The organism is Bradyrhizobium sp. UFLA01-814 (assembly GCF_046718885.1).
Lineage (GTDB): Bacteria > Pseudomonadota > Alphaproteobacteria > Rhizobiales > Xanthobacteraceae > Bradyrhizobium > Bradyrhizobium elkanii.
The window spans coordinates 1-11403 of record NZ_JAQOSR010000225.1 but is presented as its reverse complement, the minus strand read 5'-3'; the positions used below and the strand labels follow the sequence as shown (position 1 = coordinate 11403).

At 64.6% G+C, this 11403-nt stretch carries 9 protein-coding genes; 5 read left to right on the top strand and 4 right to left on the bottom strand.

The features are described 5' to 3' along the window. Window positions 1-317: 317 nt before the first annotated feature. Both PMN64_RS38905 and PMN64_RS38900 read left to right on the top strand, forming a co-directional pair. Entirely contained in the window at window positions 318-1088 is a 771-nt protein-coding gene (locus PMN64_RS38905) for an IclR family transcriptional regulator C-terminal domain-containing protein (RefSeq protein ID WP_092079392.1), read from the top strand. Between the two features lie 164 nt (window positions 1089-1252). Further along, window positions 1253-1879, top strand: coding sequence for a pyridoxamine 5'-phosphate oxidase family protein (locus tag PMN64_RS38900; protein ID WP_411784582.1), 627 nt, complete (start codon window positions 1253-1255; stop codon window positions 1877-1879). A gap of 43 nt (window positions 1880-1922) precedes the next feature. Here the strand turns inward: PMN64_RS38900 and PMN64_RS38895 are convergent, their stop codons facing one another. Beyond that, window positions 1923-2348 carry a hypothetical protein gene (locus PMN64_RS38895; RefSeq protein WP_411784581.1) on the bottom strand — a complete coding sequence of 142 codons (426 nt, stop codon included), beginning with the start codon at window positions 2346-2348 and terminating at the stop codon, window positions 1923-1925. Window positions 2349-3145: 797 nt separating this feature from the next. Between PMN64_RS38895 and PMN64_RS38890 the strand changes: the two genes are divergently transcribed. Continuing rightward, window positions 3146-4318, top strand: coding sequence for a M20 aminoacylase family protein (locus tag PMN64_RS38890; protein WP_411784580.1), 1173 nt, complete (start codon window positions 3146-3148; stop codon window positions 4316-4318). A gap of 3 nt (window positions 4319-4321) precedes the next feature. On the opposite strand, the gene PMN64_RS38885 is transcribed toward PMN64_RS38890, so the two are convergent. Beyond that, window positions 4322-5503, bottom strand: a complete 1182-nt coding sequence (locus PMN64_RS38885) for a cytochrome P450 (protein ID WP_411784579.1) — start codon at window positions 5501-5503, stop codon at window positions 4322-4324. A 137-nt stretch (window positions 5504-5640) separates the two neighbouring features. Here PMN64_RS38885 and PMN64_RS38880 point away from each other — a divergent pair, with 137 nt between their 5' ends. Then, window positions 5641-6549 (top strand): LysR family transcriptional regulator, encoded by a 909-nt coding sequence (locus PMN64_RS38880; RefSeq protein WP_411784578.1) that lies wholly within the window; start codon window positions 5641-5643, stop codon window positions 6547-6549. A 92-nt stretch (window positions 6550-6641) separates the two neighbouring features. Here the strand turns inward: PMN64_RS38880 and PMN64_RS38875 are convergent, their stop codons facing one another. Both PMN64_RS38875 and PMN64_RS38870 read right to left on the bottom strand, forming a co-directional pair. Next, window positions 6642-8264 carry an inorganic phosphate transporter gene (locus PMN64_RS38875; RefSeq protein ID WP_411784577.1) on the bottom strand — a complete coding sequence of 541 codons (1623 nt, stop codon included), beginning with the start codon at window positions 8262-8264 and terminating at the stop codon, window positions 6642-6644. Window positions 8265-8808: 544 nt separating this feature from the next. Next, window positions 8809-10272: a UdgX family uracil-DNA binding protein gene (locus tag PMN64_RS38870; protein WP_411784576.1), complete on the bottom strand. Its 1464-nt coding sequence runs from the start codon at window positions 10270-10272 to the stop codon at window positions 8809-8811. 254 nt (window positions 10273-10526) lie between these two features. Between PMN64_RS38870 and PMN64_RS38865 the strand changes: the two genes are divergently transcribed. After that, the gene (locus PMN64_RS38865) at window positions 10527-11321 is read left to right on the top strand and encodes an ImuA family protein (protein WP_411784575.1); all 795 of its coding nucleotides are present in this window, start codon (window positions 10527-10529) and stop codon (window positions 11319-11321) included. The last annotated feature ends 82 nt before the right edge of the window (window positions 11322-11403 follow it).

Here is an 11403-nt window from a genome sequence, read left to right as displayed (position 1 = left end):
CAGCGCGATCGCTTCCTGGGTGAGCTTGTAGGGCGGCGTCTTGCGCGGCTCGCCGGGGACGATGTCGTCCCACACCTTGCGCAGCTTCGCGTCTTTCCAGAAATCGGTTTCGAACGGGGTGGCCGCAGAACTTTCTGCTTGCGCCATCGTGCATCCTCCTGCTATTGAGTTCGCCAGACGAACAATTCATTCGCTGTATGAATTCACGCTAGCGCGGTCGGGAGCCCCTGACAAGCGCACAGAGCCGCGTCATGTGCAGGCAGCCATGCGGGCTGCGATGTCGTGGGCGCGATCACGGAACCCGCCAGGCGCCCGCCATGAGCAAAGAGAGTGACGGCTTCGTGCGCGCGATTGCGCGCGGCTTCTCGATCATCGAAGCACTCGGCAAGCCGCCGGGGCGGCACACGCTGGCGGAGGCCGCCGACACTGCGGGCCTCAACCGCGCCACCGCGCGGCGTATCCTCGCGACCCTGGTGGCGCTGAAATATTGCGCCTCCGATGGACGCTATTTCAGCCTGCGGCCGCGCGCGCTCGGGCTCGGCCTGTCCTATCTCAACGCGCTGCCATACTGGGGGCATGCGCAGCGCGCGCTGGAAAATCTGCGCAACGAGATCGGCGAGTCCTGCGCGATGGCGGTGCTCGACGAGGACGAGATCGTCTATGCGCTAAGGCTGCCGGCGCGGCGGATCCTCTCGGCCAATCTCGGCGTCGGCAGCCGGCTGCCCGCGCATCTGGTTTCGCTCGGCCGCGTCATGCTCGCGGCGCTGCCGCCTGGCACACGTGAGGCTTATCTCGCGACCGGGGGCTTCAAGCAGGTCACGCCGCGCACGGTCACCGATCCGGAGCGTCTTGGCGAGTTGCTCGCGCGGGTCGAGAGCGACGGCTATGCCTGGGTCGATGGCGAGCTCGATCCGGCGATCTGCGGCATCGCGGTGCCGTTGCGCGATCCCGCGGGCGCGGTGGTCGCCGCGCTCAGCGTCAACACGATCTCGGGGACGGTGAGCGAAGCCGGCGCGCGCAAGAAATTCCTGCTGCCGCTGCGCCGCACCGCGCAGGAGATCCGCAGCCAGATGCTCACCTCGGGGTAGGGAACGGCCGTTATCGACGCCTTTTCACCCGCTTCGGACCTGGGTGGCTTTCCACGCCCATGCCGAATGAATAGTCTTTCGCTTTGCGGGCCGGGTGAACTGCCAAGGAGAATCCCGGCCACGTCAACGTGCAGATCGATTGCTCAGCTTGCTGGAGGATTCCTGTGGCCGACCCAGTCCGCGCCCCTTTCTACCACGACGGAATGCGTGAGTTGCAGGACCGCTTCGATGGTCGTCGTGTCGCCGACGGCCTCGAGAAGCATCGCCTCCACTTCGAGTTCTGGGAACAGGACCGCAAGCTCATCGAGGAGACGCGATTCTTTTTCATCGCGACCAGCTATCAGGACAACGTCGATTGCTCGATGCGTTCCGGCGATCCCGGCTTCGTGAAGATCACCGGGCCCGATACGCTTGAATTCCCTGAGTACGACGGCAACAACATGTACCGCACGCTCGGCAACATTCACCGCAACCCGAACGTCGGGCTGCTGTTCGTACGGCTCGACGGCAAGACGTTTCGCACGCGCATCCGGGGCAAAGCGACGATCCACGACAGCGCCGAAGTGCTTGCCTTGCATCATGGCGCGAAGGTCGTCGTGCGCGTCAAATGCGAGATCTTTCCAAATTGCCCGCGCTACGTTCCGGACCTGATGGGCGCCTCAGCGGATGTGCCGGCGAATCTGTACGTGCCTCGGCCCGGGTATGAGCCGCCCGCTCCGGAATGGAAAAGCCGGGATTACCTCAGGGACGTTCTTTCGAAATACGATCCGCATCGGAAACGTGACGCATAGCGGGCGGCCGGGAACCGCATCCGGACGAGCTAGCAAACTGCGTTCAGGGCAGCGGTGCCATGTAGGGAATGCTGCCGACCAGAACGAACACCTGCACCGCGTTGCACAGCATGCCGCCCCAATGCAGCTGGCGCAGCCGCCGCACGGCGGTGGGATCGCCGGCGTCTCTCGCGTCCGCCTCGGCATCGAGCCGCCGCAGAAACCATTGCCGCGCCAGCACGGCGAACCCCGCGATCAAGGCGATGCCGAGCGCAACGGCGAACCGGCCGGCCGTGGCAAAGGCGAGTGTCCCGATCACGCCCGAGACAGTGAGCACGAGGAAGTAGGCATTGAACATGCCGCGCAGCAGGCGGGTGACGGGGGGGACGTCGAGTTTCACAAGCAGGAACGCCGGCGCCGCCAGCAGGAAATATCCCATCGGCACCAGCAGGATGATGGTGGAAAACAACACCGCCTGATCCGGCGTCATGCAGCCGCTCCCTGTTGGAAGGCGAGAGGATTTCGGTGTGGAAAACCTGGGGTAGTATCCGCGCGGGATATGTCTCGCACTATTAGGCTTTGGTCGGATGCGTTCGTTTGCATCGGGTCAGTCAGCGACAACAATTCTGACGGTCGACCCGTCCGGCAAGTCTTTGGTCTCTGAGTAGATCTTTGCTGTAAAGGCGAGCCAGTCTCGACAGGAGCACATCAATACATTGTCGACCGTGTATTCGCCGCCGAACAGAGAGACTGTCGTGAAGGCGTAGCACCGGGAAGGTCAAGAATCAGTCCCGCCGAGCCGCACCGATCGACCAACGCGCGCAACAGCCAGCCATCTGCATCATCGACGCAATGTCGGTGGAAACGCTTCCTCCGAGTCGGCGATCTTATTAATCGAGCCGGCCGATACTTCCAGCATGTAAACGGCTCCCCCGCATCCGCCAAAAATACGTCCAGGAACAAGTTGGCTCCCAGGACTCGGCTCCCGGCAGGCAGGATGTCCGACCAGGCGGCGAGTTGGGCGAGCGTTACTTCAACCGGAAGGAAGTCTGTGCGGTCCTGTTCCATCGCAAGATCATGAATGCCTGGTCGCGCTGCGGCAAGCCGGAAGCTTTCATGCGGGCAATGTCCAAGCGCACGGCCCGGTGCCTTCGACGGCTTTCGGTCGGCCGGCTCTGCATTTGCTGCGCTGCCGGACCCAATCTGGAGCATGCCACATCTGTTTGGGTGGACCGGCTCTTGCGTGCTAAAGATGACTTACGTCCAACCTCTGAGGCCAGAACTCTCATGCCCATCGTGAACCGCGTCGCCGATCTGCAACCCGATATCCAGGCCTGGCGCCGCGACATCCATGAAAACCCCGAGCTGCTCTACGATGTGCACCGCACTGCATCATTCGTCGCCGACCGGTTGCGCGAGTTCGGCTGCGACGAGGTCGCGACCGGGCTCGGCAAGACCGGCGTGGTCGGGGTCATCAAGGGCAAGAAGGGGCCGGCCAAGGGCGACGTCAAGGTGATCGGCCTGCGCGCCGACATGGATGCGCTGCCGATTCACGAGCAGACCAATTTGCCTTACGCCTCGAAGACGCCGGGCAAGATGCACGCCTGCGGCCATGACGGCCACACCGCGATGCTGTTGGGGGCGGCGCGCTATCTCGCCGAGACGCGCAATTTCGCCGGCGACGCGGTCGTGATCTTCCAGCCGGCCGAGGAGGGCGGCGCGGGCGCCGCCGCGATGATCAAGGACGGCCTGATGGACCGCTTCGGCATCGAGCAGGTCTACGGCATGCACAACGGTCCGGGAATTCCGATCGGCTCATTCGCGATCCGCACCGGCCCGATCATGGCCGCGACCGATGCGATCGACATCAAGATCGAAGGGCTCGGCGGCCATGCCGCGCGGCCGCATAAATGCATCGATTCCGTGCTGGTCGGCGCACAGCTCGTCACCGCCTTGCAGCAGATCGTCGCGCGCACCGTCGATCCGCTCGACTCCGCCGTGATCTCGATGTGCGAATTCCACGCCGGCAACGCCCGCAACGTGATCCCGCAGACCGCGGAGCTGCGCGGCACCGTGCGCACGCTGACCCGCGAGGTGCGCGATCTCATCGAGAAGCGCGTGCGCGAGGTGGTCGACGGCGTTGCGAAGATGACCGGCGCCAAGATCGATCTGACCTATGAGCGCGGCTACCCGGTCACCGTCAACCATGAGGCGCAGACCGAATTCGCGAGCCGCATCGCGCGCGAGGTCGCGGGCGCATCCAACGTGCACGAAATGCCGCCGCTGATGGGCGCCGAGGATTTCTCCTATATGCTGGAGGCGCGGCCCGGTGCCTTCATCTTCTGCGGCAACGGCGACAGCGCCGGCCTGCATCACTCTGCCTACAATTTCAACGACGAGGCGATCGTATTCGGCACGTCGTATTTCGTGAAGATCGTCGAGAACGCACTGGCGGCCTAAGGCTCACGCGTCCCATCGCACCGGCAGCGTCACCGGTCCGCGGAACACCCAGCCGCGCACGACCGGCGGCGCCTCCGCGCGGAGGCGCAGATTGCGCAAGCGCGCGAACAGCATCGGCGCCACGATCTTGCCGACGGTGAGCCGTGACACCCAGGTGCCGGCGCAGAAATGCGGTCCGGCGCCGAATGCCAGATGCGATTGCCTGGGCCGCGTCACGTCGAAGCGGTCGGGCTCGGCGAAGCGGCTGCCGTCGCGGTTCGCGGCGCCGACGCAGAGGCCGATCTGAAGGTCTTGCGGCAGCGTGATGCCGGAAAGTTCGACGTCGCGGGTGACGCGGCGCGGATACATGCCGATCGGCGAGATCCAGCGCACCGCTTCCTCGAGCGCGGCCGGCCACAGCTCCGGCTTTGCCAGCACGCTGTTCTTCTGCGCCGGGTTTTCCAGGAGGCCGAGCACGAGCGTCAGGATCGCGTCGCGCGGCTCGTTCAGGCCGCCGCCGATGATCACCTTGATGTTGGCGCGGATGGCCTCGATCGGCATCGGCGGATCGGCATTAACCATCGAGGACAGGATCGAGGGATTGGGCTGGCGGCGGTGATTGTCGACCACCGCGTCGATCGCGGCATCGACATCGGCGCTCGCCTGCATCGCCTTACGCTCGATCTCGGCGTCGGCGGCGTAATTGCCGGCGCCGTCGATCAGCGCCTGCGACCACTCGGCGAGGGTCCGCCACGGCATCGCGCGAAAGCCGATCATCGTCATCAGGCTGAGCGAGGCCATCGGCGCGGCGAGGGCAGAGAACAGATCGGCCTCTTCGGTCGCCAACAGATCATCGATCAGTTTTTCTGCGATCGCGGTGGATTGCGGCGCCCAATGCTCCTTGATCGTCGCCGGGCGGAACGAGGGCTCGATCGCCCTGCGGCCGATCGCGTGCTCGGCGCCGTCCTTGCGCATGAAGGTCGGCCCCATCACCTTGTTGACCAGCGAGGCCGGATTGTCGGCCGAGTAGGTCACCGGATCGCGCTCGATCCGCGTGATGTCGTCGAAGCGCGTCACCAGCGTCAGCTTCGCAGGCGCGACAAAGACCGCGGGCGCCAACTCGCGCAGGCGGCGGAAGATCGGATAGGGGTCGTCGAGCAGATCCTGATATGCGATGTCGGTGACGACTGGTACGCCGCTGGCCATTGGTCCTCCCGGGAGCGCTTTTCCCGAAGGCTAGCGCCGGACACACAATCGCTCAATTCGATGGGATCGATCTGGCTCATCGAAATATTCCATGACATCGTGCTAGGCTGGCCGCCAGCAATGCAGGGAGGTGCAGCGTGGCGGCCAATTCCTCGATCGATCCGATCGATATCGGGACTCTGCGGACCCTCGTGCTGGTCTATGACCTGCAGTCGTTCTCCGCCGCCGCCAAGCGGCTCGACGTCAACCAGTCCACCATCAGCTATGCGGTCGAGCGGCTGCGCGGCGCGCTGCATGACCCGCTGTTCGTCCGCAGCGGCAATGGCGTGACGGCGACCGAGCGTTGCGCGGCGCTGGTCGCCTGGGCGCGGGACATGATCGGCGACATCGACGGGCTTGCCTCACCGGCGGAGTTCGATCCGGCGACGGCGCAGGGCAGCGTGACGATCTCCTGCAACTATCACGAACGCCAGACCCTGATCCCGCAGTTCAGCACGCGGCTGCGTGCCGGCGCGCCGCGGGTCCGTCTCGTCCTGCTCGATGCCGCGGGCCACGGCGACATCCATCTCAAGCAGAACCAGTGCGACATCGTGCTCGGTCCGGTCGGGATCGTCGGCGAGAGCTTCTTTCGGCGCCATATCCTCACCGACCACTATGTCTGCCTGATGGATCCGGCCAATCCGCTCGCGCGCGGCCGGATCGCGCTATCGGCCTATGCCAGGGCCGAGCATGTCTTCATCACCCACAGCGGTGAGTGGCAGCCGCTTTATCTCGCGGCGCTGAGGGCGAGGAAGATAGAGATCGAGGCGGTGGTCAGCCTTCCCAATCACGACAGTCTGGAGCGCATCATCACAGGCACCAGGCTCGTCGCGACCATCCCGTATCATCTGGCGCGGGCGATGCGCGGCGGCCTCCATGTCGCTGCGCTGCCGTTCCGCGTGCCGATCTCGATCGACATGTACTGGGGCGCCAGGACGGCCAAATCCGGCTTGCACAAATGGGCGCGCGGCCTGCTGGCCGAGGTTGCGAAGGCCTGCGCCGCCTGAGCGAGGAGTCGGGCTGCAGGTCCAAAGCAAAAGGCCCGCACCGGAGTGCGGGCCTTTTGTCCGGCGCGTTGCTGCGCCGAAAGCGTGTGGCGTCAGAACAGGTGGTAGAACACGTAGTAGAGAACGCCCGAGATGATCATCGCGGCCGGCAGCGTCAGCACCCAGGCCATCGCGATGTTGCGGATCGTGGCCCATTGCAGGCCGGAGCCGTTGGCGGCCATGGTGCCGGCGATGCCTGACGACAGCACGTGCGTGGTCGAGACCGGCAGGCCGTAGCCGTCGGCCGCCGCGATCGTCGCGGCCGCCGTGATCTCGGCGCAGGCGCCCTGCGCGTAGGTCAGGTGGGTCTTGCCGATCTTCTCGCCGACGGTGACGACGATACGCTTCCAGCCGACCATGGTGCCGAGGCCGAGCGCGATGGCGACGGCGAACTTCACCCAGCTCGGGATGAACTTCGTCGCGGCATCGAGCGAGCCCTTGTACTCGTTCAGCGTGGCGATGTCGGCAGCGGTCAGCTCGGCTTCCTTGTCCTTCATCAAGAAACGGATCGCCTCGGACGCCAGGTACATGTCGTTACGGGTGTTGCCGACCGCGTCAGCCGGGAACTTGGCGAGCGATCCATACTGGGCAACCTGCTGGCCGATGTCGCGCACCAGCACCGCAAGCGACGGAAAGGTGCCTTCGTTGATCTGGTGCTGCGCGACATAGTTGGTCACAGCCGGGCGCGGATTGCCGATCACGTTGTAACCGGCAGCCTTGCCTTCGATGACCTTGCTGGCCGCGGTCGAGTGCGCCGTGAACAGCTCGATCTGGCTCGAGGGCATTGCGCGGTTCAGCGCATAGGCGGTCGGCACGGTGCCGATCAGGATCAGCATGATCAGGCCCATGCCCTTCTGACCGTCGTTGGAGCCGTGGAAGAAGCTGACCAGCGTGCAGGTCAGGATCAGGATGCCGCGGATCCACCACGGCGGCGGCTGGTCGCCGACCGGTTCGCCGAACAGCGCCGGCGTCGCGCGCGGCAGCGCGATCTTGAGGAGGTAGAGCAGGCCGGCGGCGAGCGCGAAGCCGAACAGCGGCGACAGCAGCAGCGCTTTCGCGATGTTGGTCGCCTGCGACCAGTCGACGCCCGAGGTGCCGTCACGGCCGCGCAGCAGTGCGTTGGTGATGCCGACGCCCATGATCGAACCGATCAGGGTGTGCGAGCTCGAGGCTGGCAGGCCGAGCCACCAGGTGCCGAGATTCCAGATGATGGCGGCGATCAAGAGCGCGAACACCATGGCAAAGCCGGCACTGCTGCCGACCTGCAGGATCAGCTCGACCGGAAGCAGCGAGACGATGCCGAACGCGACGGCGCCGCTGGAGAGCAGCACGCCGATCAGGTTGAACATGCCCGACCACACCACGGCGACATGCGCCGGCAGCGAGCGGGTGTAGATCACGGTGGCGACCGCGTTCGCGGTGTCATGGAAGCCGTTGACGAATTCGAAGCCGAGCGCGATCAGCAGCGCGACGAACAGCAGGATATACGGCAGGAACGAAGTGATGCGCGTGCCGGTGGCGTCGACATCGGCATAGATGCTGTAGGCAACGAACAGCAGCGCGGCCGCGACCACGCCCAAATAGATAACCCCGGTGAGAGGATGAAAGCCCTTGTCGAGGTCCGGACCCCTCTTTAGGGCGGGCTCGATCGAGCCGGGTAACGCCATATCGCTCATGGTAAACTCCTGTCCCAATGCTCCCGATTTTGATCGATGCATATGACAAGCAATTGAAATCCGGCCCCGCGAGATGAGCCGGTTTACGGTGACGGTGGACACCGAGCCGAATTTTTGTGCAACGCATTGAGCGCGCACGTGGCTTCGCGGCCTCGTGGCAAACTCCAGCAACAAGGGGGCGCCGATCGTGACAGAAAGCTGCGGCCTGCGTTTCGCAGGACGAGACAATGTGCGGATGACATCACACCGGCATCCGGCGGGGCCGGCAGGCCTTGCGGCCGGAGAATTCGGCGGGCGCCTGCGAGTGGGAGGATCGCGAATGAGGGAGGTGGATTGCGAGATGAGGTGGCGCGCCGCACGATCGGGGCTAGCAAACCGTGCAGCGCGCCCGCCTCAGGGTACGTCATGGCGTGAACATGACGCCCGATACCTGCGGAACATGCTACCCTACCACGGATCAATTAAAGGTTGTAGGTATTTGTCTGCGTTTAGAACAATTTCTCGTTGCGATGTGGTTCCTCCGGTTCCGCTGGTTTTACGGAACTCAAGCTGCATCGGCTGATCTGCGCAACTGATGTGCGGCGATTTTCAGGTCGTCGATAAAGCGCTGATATTCCAGCGCCTTGGCTTTTTCATCCGGCAGCCGCAACAGATAGGATGGGTGCACGGTGACGAGCACCTTGGTTCCGTCGTGATCGATCAGATGGCCGCGGTTCTTGTTGATCGGCGTGATCTTGCCGAGCACACTCTGCGCGGCGGTGGCGCCGAGCGCCATCACGAGGTCCGGCTTGATGGTGGCGAGCTCGCGCTCATACCACTGGCGGCAGGCGCGGATCTCCGGTGTGCTCGGCTTCTGGTGCAGCCGGATCTTCCCGCGCGGCACGAATTTGAAGTGCTTCACTGCGTTGGTGACATAGACCTTGCGACGATCGATGCCCGCTTCCTGCAGCGCGCGATCGAGCATCTGGCCGGCCGGTCCGACGAAGGGGTGGCCTGCGAGATCTTCCTTGTCGCCGGGCTGCTCGCCGACCAGCATCAGCGTTGCGCTCTGCGGTCCCTCGCCGAACACGGTCTGCGTTGCATCTTTCCACAGCGGGCAGGCGCGGCAATCGGCGGCCTCCTCGCGCAAGGCCGCGATTGTGTCGTGAGCTTGCCTGTCTTGAACTTGCTTGCCTTGAACTTGCTTGCCTTGAGCTTGCTTGCGGGGCATCGGCGTATCCTGCCGCTTCTGCGGCTCGGCCGCCTTGCGTGCGATGAAGGGGCCGCTGGTCATGCGCATTGCGTCTTCGATCAGAGGCTTAATGATCGAGTCCTCGGGCAGGTTCCTCCAATAGGCTTGCGGCATCTCCATCACTTTCAGCCGTGCGGGATTGAAGCGGCCGTTGTCGTGACGCCGCCAGGCCTCCTCAAGCCGGTCCTCGGTCGGCACTTCGGATTTGGCGACGCCCGGCGTGATCGAGATCGCGTGCCCGTCCCAATGTGCGCAGACGTCGGGGGTCAGGATCGACCACGGCATGTCGGCGAAGCGGCCGGCGAAGAACGGCGCGGCAAGCTCGACGATGCGATGCTCCGGCTCGAACCAGGCGACGTAATGCGCCGTCCGCTCGCGGCCGATCTCGCGGAAGCGCAGATGCGCATGCATCCTGTCGATATCGACATAGACCGCGCGCGCCATCGCGTGAACCTCGGCGACATCGGGATCATCGGTCGCGCCGAGCAGATCGTGACGGCTGCGCAGCCGCCACAGCAGGCGATAGAGCAGGGCAAAGCGTTCGTCACTGCGATGCAGGATCGCGGCCTTTGCGAGCTCGACGAATTTGGCCGACACGTTGAACCGCGCCTGCGGCGTATCCGGCAATTCATTCACGCAGGATGGTGACGACAATTCGTCGTTGCGGCGTACGGTCCACGTGACCTCTGCAGGCTTCACATCGTTCAGCGCCAATCGCCGCGCGGCCTTGCGCCAGCCCTCGAAATCGGTGTCGTTGTCGAGCACGATGATGCGCATGCGGTTGCTCCGTTTCCGTCACGCCGCCATTTTCGGGGCCTGCGTGCCTGACTTGCGGAAGAGCAGGGCCCGTGCGGTTCGGCGGCTGCTGAATCCCATTGATTCCACTCATGAATCGATGAGCTCACCAATCCGATTGACTCTGCGGGCCCTGTTAGCTTTATATTAGAACATACCATGAACAATTGAGCCAGTCCCTGGTTCTCTGTTCAGGCAGTGACGACCTCAAATTTTCAAGTTGAAGGAGCGGCGCAATGAATGGCGCACGCATGGGTACGCTTGCGTCTCTGCGCGGCAGCATCGCGCGCATCGAGGCGCCATCGGATGCGGCGATGCCGAACCGCATCGCGCTCGGCCATGCCGGCGCCGATGCGATGCTGCGCGGCGGGCTTGCGGCGGCAGCATTGCACGAGGTGTTCGCGGCCGGCCATCAGGGCGGCGCGGCGACCGGCTTCATCGCGGGGCTCGCCGGACGGCTGTCGGCACGCAAGCCGCTGGTCTGGGTGCGGCAGGATTTTTCCGATCGCGAAAACGGCGCGCTGTCGATGCGCGGGCTTGCCGAACTCGGCCTCGATCCGCGCCTCTTGGTCACGGTGCGTGCCGCCGATGTCGACAGCGGCCTGCGCACCGCGGCCGACGCGCTCGCCTGCGATGCGCTCGGTGCGGTCGTGCTCGAGGTGTGGGGCCAGGCGCGCCAGTTCGATCTCGTCGCCAGCCGCAAATTGACCCTGGCCGCGCAAGCCTCCGGCGTCACCGCGCTGGTGCTGCGGATCGCGGCAACTCCGATCCCCTCGACCGCGGAGACGCGCTGGATCGTGCGCGCGGCGCATTCGCCGCCGGGCAATGCCGCGAGCGTGTGGGGCACGCCGCGCTTCGAGGCCGAACTCGTGCGCAATCGTCATGGCCCGGTCGGGCGATGGATCATGGAATGGAAATGTGATGAGTGCCAATTCAGTGAACCGTCGGCGTATTCTCAGCCTGTGGCTGCCACGCCTGCCCATCGACCGCATCAAGCGCAAGCTCGCGCAGGACATCGCCTCGCAAGCTGATGCACATGCCGTTGTGCCAACCGACACACGGGCGGTGGTAGGGCTGTCTCTTATACACATCTGACGCTGCCGACGACCATGG